A 20706-nucleotide genomic window follows, 5' to 3' on the forward strand; every position below is an offset into this window, starting at 1 on the left:
GCAAATTAACGCGCGGGTTGCGGCTGGTTTTGGGGCGTAAAATCCGTGGGATGCCCCGGGATGGAATACTCGTAGGCGCTCCGGTACACCCGCACTGGCTCCAGGAAGTTGCCATGTCCGGGCGGGGTGGGCGTCTGCCACTCCAGCGTGGTGGCCTGCCACGGATTGTCTGATTTCACCGGCTCCCCATGCCGCAGGCTCCAGAAGAAGTTAATGATGAACGGAATTTGCGCCAGCATCAGTCCAATGGCGGCATGGGTGATGTTGATGTTCAAATCCACCACCCATTGCGGCAGCCCCACCACCGCCAGATTATCCGCCTGGGCGTAGGTGGCCCCGCCGTCGGACATCCGGCGGCTCATGCCATAAATGCCCTGAATGAACATGGGGAAGAAGACAAGGTTCATGAAAATGAACGACAGCACAAAATGCACGCGCCCCCAGAACTCGTTCATAAACCGGCCGGTGGCCTTGGGGTACCAATGATAAATGGCCGCGAAAATGGCAAAGATGGTGCCCGGCGCCACCACATAGTGGAAGTGGCCAATCACATAATAGCTGTCATGCAGGTGGATGTCGCTGAAGCTGAAGCCCAGCGGCAGGCCGGTCAACCCCCCGATGCCAAACATGGGGAGGAAGGCCAGGGCAAACAACATGGGGGTGTTGAAGCGAATGGAGCCGCCCCAGAGCGACACAAAAAAGCAGGTGATGATGATGACCGAAGGGATGGAAATAATCATCGTGGTGGTTTGGAAAAACGTGCTCAGGCGCGTGCCCATGCCGGTCAGGTACATGTGATGCGCCCACACAATCATGGACAGAAAACCCAGCGCCAGCGAGCTGTACACCATCAACCGGTAACCCCAGATGGCTTTGCGCGTGTTGGTGGAAATGACCTCCGCCAGCGTGCCCAGCGCCGGCAAAATCAGCACATACACCTCCGGATGCGCCAGAAACCAGAACAAATGCTGGTACAGCAAGGGACTGCCCCCGCCGGAGATGTCCAGGGGCTGGCCACCCACCACCAGGCCGGTGGGCATGAAGAAACTGGTGCCCAAAACCTTGTCCATGAGCTGCATGATGCCCGCCGCTTCCAGCGGAGGAAAGGCCAGCAGCAGCAGAAAATTGGTGACCAGTTGGGCCCAGACAAAAAAGGGCAGGCGCATCCAGGTCAGCCCCGGCGCGCGGAGTTGAATGATGGTGGTGATGATATTGATGGACCCCAGCAGGGAGGAGGTAATCAGCAGCACCATGCCAATGAGCCAGAACGTCTGCCCCATGGTGGGCACCACCACCGCCAGCGGCGAGTAACTCGTCCAGCCGGATTGCGCCGCTCCCCCCGGAATGAAGAAGCTGACCAACATCACCACCCCGCCCCAGAAATAAATGTGATAGCTCATCATGTTCAGGCGGGGGAAGGCCATGTCCGGCGCGCCAATTTGGAGCGGCACCAGGTAATTGCCCAGGGCGCCCACAATCATCGGCACCACGGCCAGAAACACCATGATGGTGCCGTGCATCGCGCCAAAGGAATTGTACAAGTCCGGCGTCATGCGCCCCCCGCGCGCCACATCGCCCAGCACGGCTTCGAGGATGGGGCCAAACACGGGAATGGGCTGGCCGGGATAGGCCAGTTGCCAGCGCATCAGCAGCATCAGGAAGAAGCCAATCAACATGAACACCAGGGCGGTGATGCCGTATTGGATGCCCACCACCTTGTGGTCCACTGAAAAAATGTAGCGCCGCCAGAAACTCAGCGGTTCATGGTGCGCCGCGTGAGCCCCATGCTCATGCGGCGCGGTGTGCGCGTGTTCTACCGTGGTTGTGTCCGACTGCATATTACTTTGCCTGCCCCAAACCCAAACCCGCCATGATTCGCAACGGGCCGGCTAAAATTGTCTTGTGTCCTGGAGGTGTCAAATGGCCGCCCACAGGTATTAAGCCGGCTGTTAAACCTTGTCCCACACCATTAGGCCGACCAGCACCGGCTGATAGAGAATGCTGGCCAGAAACAGCGCGCGGGCGGAGGGGCGATGGAGCCGCCGCGCAAACCAGAGCGTGGCCGAAAGAAAAAGGCCGCCCAGTACCAGGGCGCCTGCCAGGTATAACCCGCCGGTCAAGCCGAGCAGCGACGGCAGGACGCTGGCCGTCATCATGGCCATGGTATAATGCAAAGCATGGCGCGCCGTGCGCGAGCCATCCACATCCACCACCGGCAACATGACGTAGCCGCCCCGCGCATAGTCCTCGCGGTATAACCACGCGATGGCCAGAAAATGCGGCACCTGCCAGAAGAAAAGTATGGCAAACACCGCCAGCGCGCCCCAGTCCAGGCGTCCTTGAGCGGCCACCCAGCCCATCACCGGTGGCAGCGCCCCCGGCACGGCCCCCACCACCGTATTCCAGATGGTCCGCCGTTTCAGGGGAGTATAAATGAACAAGTAAGTAATCAGGGTGACCGCCCCCAAAAAGGCGGTCAGCAAATTCACCTCGGCCGCCAGGTACACCAGGCCGGCCAGCGACAGGATGCCCCCCAGCAGCACGGCGCTTTCCGGTTTAATCCGGCCGGCGGGCAGCGGCCGGTGGGCCGTGCGCGTCATGCGGGCGTCATAGTCGCGCTCCAGGTATTGATTCAGCACGGCCGCCCCCCCCGCCAGCAGCCCGGTGCCACTCAACACCCGCGCCAGCGCCCACCCGTCCATGGCGCCTTTGCTGCCCAGATAAAAACCGGCCGCCGTGGTCAACAGCACCAGGCTGTTGAGCCGCGCCTTGGTCAGCTCGGCGAGGGTCTGGAGCGATTCCGCGTCCAGCCACCGGCTGCGCACAGAAGAGGGATGCAGTGTTTCCGAATTCATGCCATCGCCAGCGTTACCGATTTGTTACTGGTGGCCGGAGCGCCCAAGGGTTGGGTGGCGCGAGTCAATCGCCATGCCACCAGCGAAAGCAGGCTGCCATAGACCAGCAGCACGGCGCCCAGGACCACATGCAGGGTGGCAATGTCCGCGGCCTTGTTGCTCCACACCGTGCCAGCGCCCAACAGCCCTTGCACCACCACCAGGACAAACCACCCATACGCCCACACGGTCAGGACATGCTTTGACCCCACACGCTTGCGCAAATGCCAGGCCAGCGCCGCAACACCCACCAGCAGCATCACCGCCACGCCCCGGTGGGCCATGTGCAAATACACATGAGCGGCGGTAATGGGCTTGAAGTCGCGCGCGTCCAGTCGTGTTTGGTTCACCGTTTCCAGAAATTGCGCGTCTGTGGGCGGCCAGATGCGGCCATAGGCCAGCGGAAAGTCCGGCACAGCCAAACCGGCGTGTTGGTGGCGCATGGTGGCGCCCAGCACCAACTGCAAAAGCGTCAACGCCGCCAACCCAGTGAGCCACCAGCGGTGGGCCTCCCAAGGCTGGCTTTCACGGACTTGCACAATCCGCGGCCACCAGCGCGAGGTGTACAAGGCAATGGCAAACATCAGCACCAGAAAAAGCTGCGCCAGCGTGCCGTGGACAATGCCCAGTTCATCTTTAATCAACGTGACCCGCAGCCCCCCCAGGACACCTTGCACACTAACCCCCACAAACGCCACCACCCCCAGCACCCGCAGCCATTTCCGGGATAATATCTCCGTCCGATGCACCCACATCCACACCGCCAGTATGGTGGTCAGCAAGCCCACCCCCGACGCCCATAAGCGGTGCGTGTGCTCATAGAAAATCCCACCCACCCACTGGGAAACGGGGAACAAAAACATGTTGTACCCATAGGTGGTGGGCCAGTCCGGCACGGCCATGCCCACGCCGTGGCTGGTGACCAATCCCCCCATGCCAATCAGTCCCAGGGTGGCCAGAGCGGTCACCCAGGCAAAGCGATTCAGCCCAGTCGTGCGGACGGGCGCTAAGGGCGCATCAACCATGCTCCAAAAGAAGAACACCTCCGGTTAAACCGCAAGAGGGATTCTCAAAAAACCTAATCCACACCATTAGCCTATCCTGCCGGCTTGCCAGGCAGAGCAGCGCCGAATGTTCAGCCAAATGTCCCGCCCGCAAAAGGACGACCGCGGCGGCAATGCAAAGCGGCAGGCATCACCAGACACGCCAGCGGCCTTCGAGGCCAACCACACTTTACCCCTAAAAGCCACTCATTACCGGCTGGCTTTTTTGGAAAGGTAAGCTATGCTTCCCCCGTTGAAATCGCCCGTGACCTTTACCTTGAGCTGCCAGACCATGGTCCAATTAAAATTACGCATTTCCGCCCTTGCCCGGGCCAGGCGCTGGTTGTGGACAGCGCTAATCCTGGGATGCAGCATCGCGACGGCGTCCGCTGCGGATGTAGAGTACTACGGCGTGGTCAAGTCGGGAGTGTACACGCAGGCCGTAGGCTCGGCGCCAGCGCCCATTGGCACCAATGCCTTTCAATTCATCAGCTTTGTCATTGCCAGCAGCACCAACGCTGTCACCAACGCCACCGTCCGCCTTCCCAACGGCACCACCCGGCAACTGGCCACCAATATCGCCGAGGGATTGATTGGCATGCTGGCCAGCGGCACAGATGCCCTCTGGTTGTTCAGCGAGGAATTTGCCACGCTCAGCGCGTTGGACGCGGCCTACCCCAGCAGCTCCAGCCTCATCACCCCCAGCCGGTACACCATGAATATGTGGACGGTGAACGACGGCTACCACAGCCACCAATTGAGCTACGCGGGCGCCAGCATCCCGCCCACCCCCACCATCCTCAACCTGACCAATGCCCAGGCCATTGAGCCATCGCAGGATTTCACCGTGAACTGGAGCTCGCTGGCGGGGGGATTGATTCCCCGGGTGGTGTATTTCACGGTGCTTGACCAGCGCAATCGCATGGTGCTGAGCAGCCCTGCGCCCTTCACCGAAGGGGCGTTGGACGGCAATTCCACCAGTTATGTAATTCCAGCCAATACCCTGCAACTGGGCGAGGCCTACCTGGGCACCCTCATCGTCCTTCAACCCGCCTTGCCCAACACCGAATATGCCACCGGCCTGATTGGCCACATGCGCACCACCAGTTTCCCGCTGCGGACCGTCGCGCCGCCGCCGCCGGCCGCCGCCGAGCTGCGGGAACCGCGGATGGATGGCGAGCAATTTGTGTTTGAAATCCGGCTCCAGCCCGACCAACGTTACGAGCTGCAAGTGAGCGAAGATTTGCGGCAATGGACCACCGTCCAGGAGATTAACTGGCCCATGAACAATTACCTTTATCGAGACTTCAACGTGCAGGGCAGCTCCCGCCGGTTTTACCGGGTGATTGCCCGGTGACACGGGCCGGCGGCGCATGCGTTTCTCCATCATCACCCCTTCTTTCCGCAGCGGTGCTTGGCTTCCCTTGTGCCTGGCTTCAGTGGCGGACCAGGCCGTGGACCATGAACACATTGTCCAGGACGCCGGCTCGGACGACGGCACCCTGGACTGGCTGCCCCAGGACCGCCGCGTCCAGCTTTTCGTGGAAAAAGACCAGGGCATGTATGACGCCATCAACCGCGGCCTGCGCCGGGCCCGCGGCGAGTACCTCGCCTATTTGAATTGTGATGAACAATATCTTCCAGGCGCGCTGGCCGCGGTGGGAGAGTTTCTGGACCGCCATCCGGAAACGGATGTCCTGCTGGCCGATGCCATCATCGTCAACCCCGCCGGCCAGTACCTGTGTCACCGCCAGGCGCTAATCCCCCACCGGGCGCACACGTGGGTCTCCGGCAATCTCTCCCTGCTCACCTGCGCCACATTCTTCCGCCGCCGCCTCCTGGAGCGCGACCTTTTTTTCAATCCCGCCTATCGCGATTTGGGAGATGCCGAATGGGTGTTGCGCCTCCTTGCGGCCAAGGTGCGCTTTGCCTGCCTGCCCGTGGTGACGACGGCCTTCACGGACACGGGCGAAAACATGAATCTCAAACCCAATGCCCAGCGGGAGCGGGCGCAGTTGCTGGCCAGTGCGCCCGCCTGGGCCCGATGGCTCCGGCCGTTAATCATCTGGCATCACCGCCTCCGCCGGTTGGGCGCGGGCCATTATTTCGTGCGGCCTTTTTCCTACGCCCTGTACACCCGCGAGTCACCGGAGCAACGGGTGGTTTTCCACGTAAACCGGCCCACGGCGGTGCACCGGCGCCACGAGGCGGCAGGCCGTTAAACCTTGAAACTTCAAGCCGCGGTGGCCACGCCGGCGCCGGCTCATGCTGCCCCTTGCCCCAGCGGGATGTACTCCTGCCTTGTCAGACGCTGGCAACCGCGTATTATCTGTGGCGTGCAGGAACGTCGCACCCATTGGCTGCCCATCCTCTTGGTGATGGTGGCCGCTGCGGTAACGCGCACGCCGGAGCTCATGCCGCCCAATTTCAGCGCCATGATAGCTCTGGCGTTTTGCGCGGGCGCCTTCTTTCCGGGCCGGCTGGGCTGGGGCCTGCCCTTGCTCACGCTGCTGATTACGGATGTGCTGCTCAACCGTTTCGTGTACGGCGTCAGCCTCTTCAGTCCTGGCACCCTGGCATTTCTGGCGGGCAATTATGCCGTGTACCTGCTGGTCATTGCCCTCGGACGCAAGGTGAGTCACCGCGCTTCCTTCCTGGGATTGCTGGGCGGCGGCCTGCTGGGCGCCATCGCCTTCTACTTTTTGACCAACACAATTTCCTGGCTGCTGAATCCGGCCTATGTCAAAACCCTGGCGGGCTGGCTGCAAAGTCTGACCACCGGCGTGCCGGGGTATCCCCCCACCTGGACCTTCTTCCTCAACACCCTGGCCAGCACCGGCTTGTTCACCGGCTTGTTTTCGGCCGTGATGAAGTTCAGCGCGGCGGCCGAGGCGGCCCGCGAAAAAGAAGCGGAGGAAAGCGAGCGGGAGGAGGAAGCCGAACCGGTGGCCGAACCCGAGCCGGAGGAAAGCCGGGGATAAGCCTCCCCCTGAGCAAACCAATCATCGCCGCCCAGCCTCCTTGCGCCGGCTGGAGAAGACGCCGCCCCCCCAGCACCCCCTTTACACCTCCAGCGTGTCCCCCTGCCGGGGCACCGTGATTTCAGCCTGCGGACGCCATTGGCGCAAGGCTTCAGCAAAGGCGAGGCACTGGCTTTCCTCCCCATGAATCACCGCCACTTTTTTTACCTGGCCGTCCAGGCGGCGGACGTACGCCATCAATTCATTTTTGTCCGCGTGCCCGCTGAAGGCATCTATCGAGGCCACTTTGGCGCGCACCGGGTGCGGCTCGCCAAAAATGTTGACCGGTGAGCGCCCGGCCAGGATTTGGGCGCCGAGGGTGTGCTCGGCGCAATACCCAATGAACAGCACCAGATTGGCCGGGTTGCCAATGTGGTTTTTCAAGTGATGCCGGATGCGGCCGGCTTCGGCCATGCCGGAGGCGCTGATGATGATGGCCGGCTCCTTCATCTCATTGAGCTTCATCGAGTGCGCTTGCTCCCGGATGTACGTCAGATTTTCCATGCCGAAGGGGTTGGCCACTTCGCGCAAAAACTTGTAAATGCGGTCATTGAAACACTCAGGATGCAGGCGGTAAATCTCGGTGGCGTTCACGCTCAGGGGGCTGTCCACAAAAATGGGGACCTTCGGGATGCGCCCCGCCAGGGTGGCCTGGTGCAGCTCATACACAATTTGCTGGGTGCGCCCCACCGAAAAACTGGGAATGATTACCTTGCCGTTTTGCGCAAGCGTTTCACTGACCAGGGTGGCCAGCATTTCAATGGACTGCGGTTTGGCCGTGTGCTCGCGCCCGCCGTAGGTGGCCTCAATTTGCAGGAAGTCCACTTTTTCCACCGGCTGGGGGTCGCGCAGGATGTCATCGTTGCCCCGCCCAATGTCACCACTGAACAGGTACCGGAATCGCCGGCCATTTTCGCGGATGTCCAGCACCACCTGGGCCGAGCCGAGGATGTGGCCGGCATCCCGAAAAGTCAGCGTCACGCCGTCCCCCACCGGCATGGGGCGGTCATAGTTGATGGCCACAAACTGGCGCACGGCCATTTCCGCCTCTGTGGCGGTGTAGAGCGGCTCCACCGGCGGCAGGCCCTGCTTGGCGCGCTTTTTGGAGACAAATTCCGCGTCGGCCCTTTGAATCTGGGCCGAGTCTTCGAGCATGATGCTGGCCAGGTCCCGCGTGGCAAACGTGCAGTAGATGTTGCCGCTGAAACCGTGCCGGCAGAGGTTGGGCAGATTGCCGCAGTGGTCAATGTGGGCATGGCTCAGGATGACCGCATCAATCCGGGCGGGGTCAAAAGGAAAGTTGCGGTTGCGTTCAATGGTTTCGCCGCGCCGCCCCTGAAACAGGCCGCACTCCAGAAGAAATCGCTGCTGGTTGACTTCCAATAAAAACAACGAGCCGGTCGTGGTGCGAGTGGCCCCATAAAACGTGACACGCATGGCGGAAATATGCCTCCGCCATTCGGCCCGATAAAGGAGAAACCGCCTGACCCCGCCCCCCGGGCCGCGCCGTGGGCCGCCCGCCGCCGGACGCCGGCTTTCCCGCCAGCGCAGATTGCCGCCTTGCATTTCCGGGCCGCTTCTTTCTACTCTTTGTGGCTTGGGGCTTTTTGGGTTGTTTTGTTGTGAAAGAACCGCTTTCGATTCGCCGGTTTTTTGCCGGCAAAAAAGTGTTGTTGACCGGAGCCACGGGCTTCCTGGCCAAGGCCGTGATGGAAAAAATCCTTCACGACCTGCCGGACATCGGGGGCATTTATCTGCTCATCCGCCCCCGCCGCAAGCCCGATGGCACCCTCATTCCCGCCCGCGAGCGCTTGCGCGATGAAATCCTGCGCAACAGCGCCTTCGGCCGGCTGCGCGAAAAACTGGGGGAGGACTTCGAGGCTTTTTGTGAATCGCGCATCCGCATCGTGAGCGGCGACCTCACCCTCCCGCGGCTGGGCCTCGCAGAAACGGAGTTCCAGGCGCTGGCGGCCGAGGTGGACATCATCATCAACAGCGCCGCCACCGTGGTGTTTGACGAGCGGCTGGACCTCGCCTTGAGCCTCAACACCCTGGGCCCCGCCCGCCTCCTCGAGCTGGCCCAGGCCGGCCATGCCCTCTACGTCCACATCTCCACCGCCTACGTCTGCGGCAAACGCACCGGCCACGTCCCCGAAAAACTGCTGGACCCCCTCGAAGCCATTGACGCCCAGCTCCCCCCCGGCGCCGAGCGGCCCGCCCGTTTCGTGGTCAAAGAGGAAATTGCCGCCCTCCACCAACTGGCCGAGCAGGTCAAAGCCCGCTGCGCCGAGGAAATCCGCCGCCGCGGCTGGGACCCCAACAGCGAGGACGCCCGCAATTACCTCGAAAAGGAGCTGGTGGACGCCGGCATGCGCCGGGCCCAGCAATTGGGTTGGAATGACACTTATACCTTCACCAAGTTTCTCGGTGAGCAACTTGTCCGCCAGGACCGCGGCAAAGTGCCCGTGGTCATCGTCCGCCCCTCCATCATCGAATCCTCCCTCCGGGACCCCGAGCCGGGCTGGCTGGACGGCTTGCGCATGGCCGACCCCATCATCATCGGCTTCGGCAAGGGCCGCCTGAATGATTTTCCCGCCAACCGCAACATCGTGCTGGACATCATTCCCGCCGATTTCGTGGTCAACTGCGTCCTGGCCGCCGCCGCGCACATCGCCCGCGAACCGTCGGGCTTTGATTTGTTCACCGTGGCCAGCTCCACCAAAAACCCGCTGTGGTTTGAAAGCCTCTACACGCACGTGCGCGATTATTTCCTCAAGCACCCCTTCACCGACCGCAGCGGCAAACCCATCCGCGTGCAGGAGTGGAAATTCCGCCCCATCGCCGAGTACCGGCAGCTCATGGTGGCCCGCTACCTGCGCCCCGCCCAACTGGGGCTGGCGCTGGTCAATGGCCCCGTGCCCATCCCCGGCGCGCGCAAGTGGCGGCCCCGCCTTAAAAATTACGTCAATAAAATCGAGCAGCTCCTCTACTACGTGGACATCTACGGCCCGTATGTGAACCTGGACTGCCGCTTTGAAACCGAGCGCTCCTTTGCCCTGCTCGAATCCCTCGAGCCGGAGGAACGCAAACTCTTCAACTTTGACCCCCGCGTCTTCCACTGGCGCGGCTACCTCCAGGATGTCCACATCCCCGGCCTCAAGCGCAACATCCTCCGCATGGACGCCGTCCCCCGCACCGGCGCCAGCCAGGGCCGCCTGCTGGAGGAGGAGGGTCGCGCGGCCAAAACCGCCGCCACCACCCCCGTCATCCGCGGTGTCCCCCAAACCATTGTGGACATCGCCCGCCGCGGCCATGAACGCTTCGGCAGCAAAACCTTCCTGGAAATTCGCCGCTCCCGCGCGGAAAACGGGCCGGCGCATGTGCGGTGGAGCTACTCCGATTTCTGGGAGCTTTCCGGCCGGCTGGCGCGCAAACTGGGCGCGCACTTGAACCTGCACCTGGGCGACCGCGTCGCGCTCATGGGCGAAAACTGCCCCGAATGGGCGCTGGCCTACCTGGCCATTGTCCGCGCCGGCGCCACCGCCGTCCCCCTGGACCGCATGCTGCCCGCCGCCGAGGTGCGGCGCATTTTGCACATGGTGGGCGCGCGCGCGCTCATCGTCAGTCCCGCTTGTCTAAAGGCCCTGCGCAGCAATGGCAACGGCCACGGCGGAGCGGCGCTGCCGCTGTGTCTGAATCTGTTGCAGGACATGGAACCGTTTGACGGGGAAACCTGGCCCCATCCCGAAGCCCGCCCCGAAAGCCGCGTGCTGCGCGACCCGGCGCCCGAAGCCCTGGCCTCCCTGCTGTTTACCAGCGGCACCACCGTGGAACCCAAGGGCGTCATGCTCACCCACGCCAACTTTGTGGCCAATGCCATGGCGGTTTCCGAAGTGCTCGAGCCCCTGGAAACCGACCGCTTCCTCTCCGTCCTCCCGCTGCACCACGCCTTTGAATTCACCGCCGGCTTTCTCATCCCGATGCTCGGCGGCGCCTCCATCTACCATCTGGAGCAGCTCAAAGCGCAGGAAGTGCTCGACGCCATGCGCTTGCATGAAATCACCGTCATGCTCGGCGTGCCCCGCCTCTTCAAGTTGTTCCGCGACGGCGTCCAGGCGCGCATCCAGGCCGCCGGCCTGCCCGGCCAGCTCATGCTTGAATTGGGCGAAATGGCCTGCCTGGCCGGCGAAGTGTTTGGCGCCGACTGGCGGCCGCGCGTCTTTCGCAAGGTGCACGAGGCCTTCGGCGGCCACATCCGCGTCTTTGTCTCTGGCGGCGCCGCGCTGGACCCCGAAATATTCCATTTCTTCAAACGCTTTGGCCTGACGATTTGCGAGGGGTACGGCCTGACCGAAACCTCCCCCGTCCTCAGCGTCAACCCCCTGGCCGCGCCCAAGGCCGGCTCCGTGGGGCCGGTCATTCCCGGCATGGAAATCAACATCCTGCCCCTGGAGGCCGACGAGGAAATCGGCGAAATCCTGGTGCGCGGCCCCTCCGTGATGCACGGTTACTGGCAGAATCCCCAGGCCACCGCCGCCGTCTTTGCCGAAGGCTGGTTCAAGACCGGTGACCTGGGCAAGTTTGACGAGGACGGTTACCTCTACATCACTGGCCGCCTCAAGGACATCATCGTCACCAGCGCCGGCAAGAATGTTTATCCCGATGACGTCGAGCACCACCTCCAGGGCATCCCCGGCGTCAAAGAAATGTGTGTCATCGGCCTGCCCGGGCGTGACGGCCAGGGAGAAGAAGTCACGCTGGTGGTCGTGCCGGAGAATCCCGATGCCCGCCCGGCCATCGAGGCCGCCGTGGCCCGCATCTGCGCCGAGCTGCCCAGCCACCAGCGCGTAAGCCGCCTGGAATTTCAAACGGAAGATTTGCCCAAAACCACCACCCTGAAAATTCAGCGCGCCAAAGTCCGGCAGCGCTATCTGACTGGCGCCCGCGCCCAAAAACCCACCCCCGCCCCCGCGGTGGCCGCCCTGGCTGCCACCCCCGGTGAAGCGCTGGCCGATACCAGCACCGTCGAGGTGGAAGTGGCGCGCGCCGTCGCCCGCGTGGCCGGCAACCTCCCGCCCGCCGAAGTGGAGCCGCACCACAAATTGCAGATGGATTTGGGCATTGACTCCATTGGCCGCGTGGATTTGCTCCAAAGCCTGGAAGTCCGTTTCTCCATCACTTTGCCTCAGGGCACCGAGGACCAAGTCCTGACCGTGCAGGACGTGGTGGCGGTGGTGGAAAAGGCGCGCCAGCAGCAGGCCGCCGCCCGCCCGCGCCGCGTGCGCCGTTTATGGGAGCGCGCCCATGTCCCCCACGACGCCCTCCAGGCCGGCATGCGCCAGACCCGCGCCCGCCTGCTGTTGCGCGGACTGTTCGAGGCCGTCACCGGCTTCATCATGAGCACGCATCTGCGCGTGCGCGGCGATGGCCTGGAACATTTGCCCGCCAAGGGACCGTACATCCTGGCCGCCAACCACTCCAGCCATCTGGACCTGCCCGCCATCCGCAAAGTGCTCGGACCGGCCGCCCGCAACCTGCACGCCATGGCCGCCAAGGATTATTTCTTCAACACGCCGTTCAAGCGGTGGTTCTTTACCACCTTCCTCAACGCTCTGCCGCTGGACCGCGAGGCCAACGCCGCCGAAAGCCTGGCCGTCTGCAAAACCGTCCTCGACAGCGGCCGCTCCATCCTCATCTTCCCCGAAGGCACCCGCTCGATTACCGGTGATTTGCAGCCCTTCAAACCCGGCGTGGGCGTCCTGGCCGTGGAACTGGATTACCCCATCATCCCCGTCTGGATTCAGGGCGCCTATGACGCCCTGCCCAAGGGCCGCGTCATTCCGCGACCGGGGCATATTGAAGTCCGCATCGGCCAGCCGGTGGATTTCGCCCATCTGCGTGCCCAGCGCGAGCAGGCCTCCGTTTCCGACCTCTACCGCCGCGCCGCCCAGATTTTGCGCGAGCAGGTGGAAGCCCTGGCGGATTTGCCGCCGCTCAAAGACCGCTCCTAGCGCCCGGCCCCTGGCCGGCGGTTTTCCGATTGCGTCCTGCCCGGGGCACACGTTAAGTTGACGCTCATGCAAACCGCTGCGCCTTTCGTGGTAGTCCTCGTCACCGCGCCCGATGTGGAGGCCGCCCGCCGCCTGGCCCAGGCCGTCCTCAACGCGCGCGCGGCGGCCTGCGCCAACCTGGTGCCCGGCGTGGAGTCGCATTACTGGTGGCAGGGAAAGCACGAAACCAGCGCGGAGGTGCTGCTGGTCTTCAAAACCACCCGGCGGCAGTTGAGCGCCCTGGAAAAAGCCGTGCGGGCACATCATCCCTACGACACCCCGGAAATCATCTCCCTGCCTCTTCACCAGGGCCATGCCAAATACCTCCGCTGGCTGGCGGAGGAGGTGCAGCCACCCGGGCGCAAAAACCGCTCTCCCTGAGCGGCGCGGCATCGCCCACGCGCTCCAGCGCCGCGCCGCGGTTGCCTGCTGCCAATAAGAGTTGGCCCCGCCGCACGGCCTTGCCTATACTGCCGCCATGATCATGCAACGCGCGAAATGGGCCTGCGCCGGACTGGGGCTGGCGGCCACCTTCACCCTCTTGCAGGCGGGCAACCCCGTTTTCCCCGGCTGGTACGCGGACCCCGAAGTGGCCGTTTTCGGCAAGGAATACTGGATTTATCCCACCTACTCCGCCCCCTACGACCAGCAAACGTTTTTTGACGCCTTCAGTTCGCCGGACCTGGTGAACTGGAAAAAGCACAGCCGCATCCTCACCACCAACGAAATCAAGTGGGCCCGCCGCGCCCTGTGGGCGCCCTCGGTCATCGAAAAAGACGGCCGCTACTTTTTCTTTTTTGGCGCCAACGACATTCAAAATGACCGGCAATTGGGCGGCATCGGCGTGGCCGTGGCCGACCAGCCCGCCGGCCCCTTCAAGGATTACCTGGGCAAACCTTTGATTGACAAATTCCACAATGGCGCCCAACCCATTGACCAGTTTGTGTTCAAGGACCGCGACGGCCAGTATTACCTCATCTACGGCGGCTGGCGCCATTGCAACATCGCCCGGCTGAAGCCCGACTTCACCGGTTTTGACCCCTTCCCGGACGGCGTGGTGTTCAAGGAAATCACCCCGCAGGGTTATGTGGAAGGCCCCTTCATGTTCATCCGCAACGGGCGTTATTACTTCATGTGGAGCGAAGGCGGCTGGACCGGCCCCAACTATTCCGTGGCCTATGCCATCGCCGACTCCCCGCTCGGGCCTTTCCAGCGCATCGGCAAAATCCTGCAACAAGACCCCACCGTGGCCACGGGCGCCGGCCATCATTCCGTCCTGAAAATCCCCAACCAAGACACCTGGTATATCGTGTACCACCGCCGGCCCCTGGGGGAAAAAGACGGCAACCACCGCGTGACCTGCATGGACCGGATGGAATTTGACGAACAGGGCTTCATCAAACCCGTCAAAATCACCTTCGACGGCGTCCCCGCCCACCCCTTGAAATAAATCGCTTCTCGCATCTGGCGCGAGACGGGGGAAAGTTGCGTTAAAAATCGGGCATCATCCGCCTTAAGGCTTCCCAGACCGTGGTGGGAGGAAGCGCAGCCAGTCCCTGGGGATGGCGCACCAGGTGGACATGCGCGCCGCGGGGACGCCAAACCGCCTCCACACTCGGCCCCCAGAGCACCAGCGAGGGCACTCCCAAAGCCGCCGCCAGATGGGTGATGCCCGAGTCGTGCCCCACGAATAATTGGCAGCCGGTCAGTTGCTCGGCCACCTCGGTGAGTGGCCGATTGCGCAGCAAGGTCAGCCGCCCCCCACCCGCCAGCGCGGCAAGCTGCTCCAGCCGGTCCCCTTCCGCCTCGCCGCCCACCAGCGTCACCTGCCACGAAGACTGGGCCAGGATTTGTTGCAAGAGGGTCTGCCAGTGGCGCGCCGGCCAGTTCTTGCGCTCGCTGCCACTGCCGGGATGCAGGGCAACCCGCAGAGGCTGGCCCGAAGGCGTCGAAACCGGAGCGGGAACGGCCTGGCTCAGCCTGGGCACGCCGTCGGCGCCAGTGATGTCCAGCGCCTCCAGGGGCTTGAGAAAAACTTCGGTGGCATGCACGCCGGCCGCCTCATTGGGGCGGTGAGGACCGGCGATGAACTGGGCGCTGGTGCAGCTCAGCACATTATCCTGAAACACGCCGTCCGGGTCGTAAAGGTAGGAAACAATCAGGCTGCAGGAGGCAAAGTATTCACAAAGCTCAAGCTGGAGTTGCCCGCCACGCACAAAAAAGCCGGCCAGCGCCCGGCTTTCGATGGGGCGCACCGCATCCGCCAGGCCTCCCCATTGGGCCAGGCCCGCGATGTGGGGGTATCCCAGCACTTCGAGCGGAGGCTGAGGAAAACGCGCCCGCAAGGCCGCCAGCACAGGCAGGGTCAAAATGAAATCACCAATGGCGCCGCCGCGGATGACGAGGATTTTGCGCTGCATGCCTTGAACTAAAACACAAACAAGCCAAGCAGCAACACCAGCAGGCCAAAAGCCGCCCGCAAGGCGCTGCCCACGCGCACGCGCTGCTCGGTGGCGGTGGCCCATTGCAGCCAGTCCCGCAGCCGCCACGGGGAAACCGTGAGCCAGATGCCGGCCACCACCAGGACATAAGCCCAAACCACGATGACCAGCCGCCAATCACTCTCCGCCCACCGCGCGGTGTCCACCATCAATTTGGCCAGCAGCAGCATGAACACCGCCGCCCCGCGCACCGCCAGAAAATCCCGCACAAACAAACAGGAGCCAATCCCCACCGCAATAAAAAGCCCATACAGGTAAGGTTTGAGCGGCTCAAAATCGGCCACTTCCTCCCAGCGCACGTAATAGATAAACCATGCCGTGCTCACCAGCATCAACACCACGCCCGTCAGCCAGTGCCGGGGGAATTGCCGCGCCACCGCCGCGAATCGCGCCGGCTGCCACAGCCCATAAAGGTTGGGCGCCAGTACCGCCAGCCCCAGAATCACGGCCAAGGTGGATAATTTCACCGTCAACATGCGCCTTCGTGTTTAATGCGCCCCCCAGCGCAAGTCACGCAAAATTGCAAAGCGCCCACGGCGCCAGGCTGCCCAAGCCCTTCACAAGGGGCCGAAATGCGCTTTACGCGGGTTGGCAGGGGACGCAAGATGAGTTAGTTTTAATTAGTTTGGTTTATGCGCAAAGATTCTGAGCCGGCAACTCCTGCGGCCAGCCAGGGTTCCCATTGCCTGCTGAAAGTGGTGGGCGAGGCCATGCAAAAAGACCCCACCATCGAGGCTGTCAAGGTGAACCGCGCCGACCATACCCTGTCCGTGGCCGGCCTGGGCCACGCCCCCAGTGAAACCGCCGCCCGCCATCTGACAGCAGAGGTCCAGCGCCTGCAAACCCACCAGGGCGAGCCGTGTTGTTTGCTGCGCGATGCCGCCTCCGATTGCCTCCAATGTCCGGAAACTCCCCCCGTCCTCCCGCCGCACCTCAAGGTGGAGCACCAACCCGGGAGCACGGTCATTGCCCGCGTCACCTGCCCCACCGCGCCCCGATTCTGGCGCTGGCGCCAATGGCCCCTGCCGCGGCTGGTCCCCCGCGAAGTCGAGCTGGCGGAGGAAATTGAAGAATCCGAATGGCGCTGGCAAATGGCCGCCGCTGTGCTGTGCGGCCTCCTGGCCCTGGGAGCCCACTTCACCCTGAGCTTCCGGCTGGCCGGGGACTTCAGCGAAGCCGCCAGTGTGCTGCTCTATTTGCTGGCCTACGTGGCAGGCTCCTGGTTCAACGCCCATGAAGTCTGGGAACGCCTGCAAAAAGGGGTGCTGGATGTTCATTTCCTGATGCTGGCGGTGGCGGTGGGCAGCGCCGCCATCGGCCATTGGGGAGAGGGCGCCACGCTGTTGTTTCTCTTTTCGTTTTCCGGCGCGCTCGAGCATTACGCCCTCGGCCGCACCCAGCGCGAGATTCGCAGTCTTTTTCGCACCGCCCCCAAAACTGCCACGGTGCTGGACGAACAGGGACACGAACACACCGTGCCCGTCGAGCAGTTGCATCCCGGCCAGCGCCTCCTCATCAAACCCGGCGAGCAATTTCCCGTGGATGCCGAAGTGCTCAAAGGCAGCACCGCCGCCGATGAATCCAATCTTACCGGCGAAGCCACCCCCGTCCCCAAAACCTTGGGCGACACCGTCCTGGCGGGCACGTTGAACCTGTGGGGCGGCGTGGAGGTTGCCGTGCTGCGCCCGGCCAGCCAGAGCGCCTTGCAAAAAATCATCGCGCTGATTCAGCAGGCGCAACATCTCAAGGCGCCTTCCCAACGCTTCACCGACCGTTTCGGCACCCGCTACACTTATGGTGTGCTGGGGCTTTGCGTGCTGATGTTTTTCGTCTGGTGGCTGGGTTTCGGCCTGCCGCCCTTTCAATCCCAAGGTGAGTCGGGCAGCGCCTTCTATCGCGCCATGATTTTGCTGGTCGTGGCCTCGCCCTGCGCACTGGTGTTGTCCATTCCCTCGGCCGTGCTCGCCGCCATCGCCTGGGCGGCGCGGCGCGGCATCCTCTTCCGCGGCGGCGCCGCCGTGGAAAACCTGGCCGGCATCCAGGTCGTCGCGCTCGATAAAACCGGCACCCTCACCACGGGCGAGCTCCGCGTGGACCGCATCGAGAGCTTCCCGCCCGGCCGCGAAACCGAAGTGGCCCAACTGGCCTTCTCCCTGGAGCGCCTTTCCCATCACCCTCTGGCCCGCGCCATCACCGCGCATGGCAAGCGCCTGCAGCTTCAACCCCTGGAATTGCAGGACTTCACCTCCCACACCGGTTTGGGTTTGCAGGCGCGCTGCAATGGCGAAGAAGTACGCCTGGGCCGCCGCGAGTGGCTGGCCGACGGCCCGGCAGCTCAAATTATTGCCCAAGTGCCTCCTACCGATACCAGCCATTCCGAAGTTTGGGTCTGCCGCAACGGCCTGGTGGGACGCATCCTCCTCCGCGATGACGTGCGCCCCGCCGCCCGCGAGGTCATTCGCCAAATCCGCGCCGAAGGTTTGCAAACCCTGGTCTTGACGGGCGACCGTCAGGCCGCAGCCCGCCAGCTTCAGGAAGAGCTGGGACTGGACGATGTCCGCGCCGAATTGAAACCGGAGCAAAAAGTGGCCGCCATCGTGGAATTGACCCGCCAGGGAAAACGCGTGGCCATGGTCGGCGATGGTGTGAACGATGCCCCCAGTCTGGCGGCGGCTGATGTGGGCGTGGCCATGGGCGCTCGCGGCTCAGATGCCGCCCTCGAGCAGGCTGAAGTGGTGTTAATGCATGACCGCCTGGAAAACTTCCACACCGCCTACCAGCTCAGCCGCCGTGCCCGTACGGTAATCCGGCAAAACCTCTTCATCTCCCTGGGCACAGTCGTCGTGCTCGCCTTCTGCGCCATCTTGGGCACCATTCCCCTCACCGTGGGTGTCGTCGGCCACGAAGGCAGCACCGTCATTGTCGTCCTGAACAGCCTCCGCCTGCTGCTCCACCGCCATCCCGATTCTCATGCGCCTGCCTCCGCTTAAAACCAGCGGCCGCAACACCCGGAGATAATCCAATATCCCACGCACCAGGCATTACCTCGCCACTACCCCTGCATCTGAGTGTCAGGTTGGCACATCTCCGTGCAGAAATTTCACCCCTCTGTAGTTTTTTGCTCTCCAAGACTATTTTGAAACGCCCCGAAACAAAGATGCCCGCAAAAATGAACGAAAGAAACGGAAGCAGCACTTAACGGACAGGAACGGCACCAAGCCAATGAAGAAGCTGCCCGGCCAACCTTTCCTCAGCTTGATTTTTTTCAGCCAAGGCCTGGCTGGCGTCAGCCTCGTGGCGCGGGGCATGGGCTGCTCCCGCGCAAGTTCCCGTCAGTCAATGTGATGCAAATTCAGCGGGGGCGGCAAACGATCCTGCAACTCCAGCCGCCGCAATTCGCGATACAGCAATACGGCAGGCGGAACGAGGAACTTTTGAATGCCACCACTGAAAACGGGCGTTGACCGCCGGGAGGTGCTCTTGCGTTGATTCTTCGTTTTCATAGGGCATCTTTAGTTCAAGGTTTCTATCTTCTTATCGTCACTATCACATGCTTCATTAAGTGACTTAGCTAGGATCGTGCCAAACTCAGAATCAAGAGACTCTCGCTCTCATTTTTATGCTGTCCGCTCCCCCCCGCCAATGCTAGGGTTACCCAGTCGAACCGATGAAAGATTGGATTATCAACTACTTGCGCGCTCAACAGGCGGCCCTGGCAGCCATCCCACCAGAGGCCGTGGCCGAATTAATTGAGCTTTTACGAACCGCCTGGCGGGAAAACCGGCAAATTTTCGCCTTCGGCAACGGCGGCAGCGCGGCAAATTGTTCTCACTTCGCCACCGACCTCGGCAAAGGTGCCTCCGACAAGCTCAGCCGCCGTTTCCGCGTCCTCTCGCTCACTGACAATGTAAGCTGGCTGACCGCCCTGGGTAACGATTATGCCTACGAGGACGTTTTTGTGCGCCAACTGCAAAACTACGCGCAGCCCGGCGATGTGGTGATTGGCGTAAGTGTGAGCGGCAGCTCGCCCAATTGCGTCAAAGCCCTGGCCTGGGCGCGCGAACAAGGTTGCCGCACCGTGGCGCTGGTCGGCGCCAAACGCGGCCCCATGGCCAGCCTCGCCGAGCACGTCATTGTCATCCCCGACACCCATTACGGGCGCGTCGAAGACGCCCAGATGGGCATCCTGCACCTGCTGTGCTACGCCTTCATGGAAAATCCCGCCCTCGCTTCCCCGCCGGCGCCGCCCCAATGAGGCAGCCGGCTAAAAATTGGCATTGCTTTTTTTCGGAGAGGACGCCAGATTAGTCCTGTGGATCGGGGCGTAGCGTAGCCTGGCTAGCGCGCTTGTTTCGGGTACAAGAGGTCGTGCGTTCAAATCGCACCGCCCCGACCATTTTTCTTCCCTCCCATCCCGTCTTCCCTTCATCAGGTTCAATACAAGTGCCAGTACACCGGCAGCACTTTCATCTCCCGCAGCCGCTCAAACGAATGAACCACCAGAAACGCCAGCACGAACCACACCACGCTGAACAGGTGTTTGCGAAAAAGGAGCGGATTGACCGACAACTCCTGGCCCTCCCGAAACTCAAGCACCGCTTTCCAGCGCGGAAAAAAGGCCGGCACCTCCCGGCGGTATTGTTCAAAACGCTCGCCATGCAGCGCCAGCAGCTTCTTCTCCTCCTCCTGGATGACGAAGGGATAATACAGCGCGAAAAGCAACCCCACGCCCCCCACAAAGGTCAGCGTCTCCGTCGCCGCCGCGACGCCCACCGCTCCCAGCGCGCTGAAAAAATAAAGCGGATTGCGGCTTAACGCATAAGGACCATCCGTGACGAGCACCCGGTCCTTGCGGCCGGCAATATAAAGCGTGCACCAGGAGCGGCCAATCAACGCCACCAGCACCAGCAGCATGCCCCCAATTTCCAGCGTGAAATCCACCCAGCCATCCTCCGGCCAGGCATGCCCCGTCACCGCCGCCACCCCCAGCAGCGCCGCCGCCGCCAGCCGCGTGGTGGCAATGCGAAAACGGCGCACCATCCACGGCCAGGAGAACGCCATTACTTTGGTCTCCGCCATAGCAGAATAAGTACCTTGAACAACACCTTAGCATCAAGCCCCGGCCATGACAAACCCCGGCTCGCCCCTCCCCCAGCCCGCCGCGCCCAACACCGTCCCCCTCAGGCCAGGAGCGATTC

Annotated in this window: 16 protein-coding genes and 1 tRNA gene; 9 read left to right on the forward strand and 8 right to left on the reverse strand. The window is 62.7% G+C overall.

Translation table 11 applies throughout. The annotated features are described in order from the left end of the window. Positions 1–5: 5 nt before the first annotated feature. The 3 genes from NXS98_RS13190 to NXS98_RS13200 form a co-directional block, all read right to left on the reverse strand. The gene (locus NXS98_RS13190; RefSeq protein WP_283845479.1) at positions 6–1838 is read right to left on the reverse strand and encodes a cytochrome c oxidase subunit I; all 1833 of its coding nucleotides are present in this window, start codon (positions 1836–1838) and stop codon (positions 6–8) included. A 111-nt stretch (positions 1839–1949) separates the two neighbouring features. Continuing rightward, positions 1950–2855, reverse strand: coding sequence for a heme o synthase (gene cyoE, locus NXS98_RS13195; RefSeq protein ID WP_283845480.1), 906 nt, complete (start codon positions 2853–2855; stop codon positions 1950–1952). Beyond that, a complete protein-coding gene (locus tag NXS98_RS13200) occupies positions 2852–3919 on the reverse strand; it encodes a COX15/CtaA family protein (RefSeq protein WP_283845481.1) in 1068 nt (355 codons plus the stop codon). The genes cyoE and NXS98_RS13200 overlap by 4 nt, the downstream gene beginning before the upstream one ends. Positions 3920–4178: 259 nt before the next feature. Here NXS98_RS13200 and NXS98_RS13205 point away from each other — a divergent pair, with 259 nt between their 5' ends. From NXS98_RS13205 to NXS98_RS13215, 3 genes are all read left to right on the forward strand, one after another. After that, the gene (locus tag NXS98_RS13205) at positions 4179–5294 is read left to right on the forward strand and encodes a hypothetical protein (RefSeq protein WP_283845482.1); all 1116 of its coding nucleotides are present in this window, start codon (positions 4179–4181) and stop codon (positions 5292–5294) included. A gap of 16 nt (positions 5295–5310) precedes the next feature. Then, positions 5311–6159, forward strand: a complete 849-nt coding sequence (locus NXS98_RS13210) for a glycosyltransferase family 2 protein (protein ID WP_283845483.1) — start codon at positions 5311–5313, stop codon at positions 6157–6159. 114 nt (positions 6160–6273) lie between these two features. After that, a complete protein-coding gene (locus NXS98_RS13215) occupies positions 6274–6918 on the forward strand; it encodes a DUF6580 family putative transport protein (protein ID WP_283845484.1) in 645 nt (214 codons plus the stop codon). Positions 6919–6999: 81 nt separating this feature from the next. Here NXS98_RS13215 and NXS98_RS13220 read toward each other — a convergent pair whose 3' ends face one another. After that, positions 7000–8394 carry an MBL fold metallo-hydrolase RNA specificity domain-containing protein gene (locus NXS98_RS13220; protein WP_283845485.1) on the reverse strand — a complete coding sequence of 465 codons (1395 nt, stop codon included), beginning with the start codon at positions 8392–8394 and terminating at the stop codon, positions 7000–7002. A 185-nt stretch (positions 8395–8579) separates the two neighbouring features. Here NXS98_RS13220 and NXS98_RS13225 point away from each other — a divergent pair, with 185 nt between their 5' ends. The 3 genes from NXS98_RS13225 (at position 8580) to NXS98_RS13235 (ending at position 14457) form a co-directional block, all read left to right on the forward strand. Beyond that, positions 8580–12968 carry an AMP-binding protein gene (locus NXS98_RS13225; protein WP_283845486.1) on the forward strand — a complete coding sequence of 1463 codons (4389 nt, stop codon included), beginning with the start codon at positions 8580–8582 and terminating at the stop codon, positions 12966–12968. A gap of 66 nt (positions 12969–13034) precedes the next feature. Continuing rightward, positions 13035–13388, forward strand: a complete 354-nt coding sequence (gene cutA, locus NXS98_RS13230; protein WP_283845487.1) for a divalent-cation tolerance protein CutA — start codon at positions 13035–13037, stop codon at positions 13386–13388. A gap of 103 nt (positions 13389–13491) precedes the next feature. After that, entirely contained in the window at positions 13492–14457 is a 966-nt protein-coding gene (locus NXS98_RS13235; protein WP_283848178.1) for a glycoside hydrolase family 43 protein, read from the forward strand. Positions 14458–14497: 40 nt separating this feature from the next. On the opposite strand, the gene NXS98_RS13240 is transcribed toward NXS98_RS13235, so the two are convergent. Next, positions 14498–15427 carry a glycosyltransferase family 9 protein gene (locus NXS98_RS13240; RefSeq protein ID WP_283845488.1) on the reverse strand — a complete coding sequence of 310 codons (930 nt, stop codon included), beginning with the start codon at positions 15425–15427 and terminating at the stop codon, positions 14498–14500. Between the two features lie 8 nt (positions 15428–15435). Beyond that, entirely contained in the window at positions 15436–15984 is a 549-nt protein-coding gene (locus NXS98_RS13245; protein WP_283845490.1) for a hypothetical protein, read from the reverse strand. A gap of 156 nt (positions 15985–16140) precedes the next feature. On the opposite strand from NXS98_RS13245, the gene NXS98_RS13250 reads away from it, so the two are divergent. Beyond that, the gene (locus NXS98_RS13250) at positions 16141–18498 is read left to right on the forward strand and encodes a heavy metal translocating P-type ATPase (RefSeq protein ID WP_283845492.1); all 2358 of its coding nucleotides are present in this window, start codon (positions 16141–16143) and stop codon (positions 18496–18498) included. Positions 18499–18840: 342 nt separating this feature from the next. On the opposite strand, the gene NXS98_RS13255 is transcribed toward NXS98_RS13250, so the two are convergent. After that, positions 18841–19011, reverse strand: coding sequence for a hypothetical protein (locus tag NXS98_RS13255; protein ID WP_283845493.1), 171 nt, complete (start codon positions 19009–19011; stop codon positions 18841–18843). Between the two features lie 164 nt (positions 19012–19175). Between NXS98_RS13255 and NXS98_RS13260 the strand changes: the two genes are divergently transcribed. Both NXS98_RS13260 and NXS98_RS13265 read left to right on the forward strand, forming a co-directional pair. Further along, the gene (locus tag NXS98_RS13260; RefSeq protein ID WP_283845494.1) at positions 19176–19763 is read left to right on the forward strand and encodes a D-sedoheptulose-7-phosphate isomerase; all 588 of its coding nucleotides are present in this window, start codon (positions 19176–19178) and stop codon (positions 19761–19763) included. 63 nt (positions 19764–19826) lie between these two features. After that, positions 19827–19904 (forward strand) — tRNA-Pro (locus NXS98_RS13265). 38 nt (positions 19905–19942) lie between these two features. Here NXS98_RS13265 and NXS98_RS13270 read toward each other — a convergent pair. Further along, positions 19943–20587 carry a methyltransferase family protein gene (locus NXS98_RS13270; RefSeq protein WP_283845495.1) on the reverse strand — a complete coding sequence of 215 codons (645 nt, stop codon included), beginning with the start codon at positions 20585–20587 and terminating at the stop codon, positions 19943–19945. Between the last annotated feature and the right edge of the window lie 119 nt (positions 20588–20706).

Source organism: Fontisphaera persica, assembly GCF_024832785.1.
Lineage (GTDB): Bacteria > Verrucomicrobiota > Verrucomicrobiia > Limisphaerales > Fontisphaeraceae > Fontisphaera > Fontisphaera persica.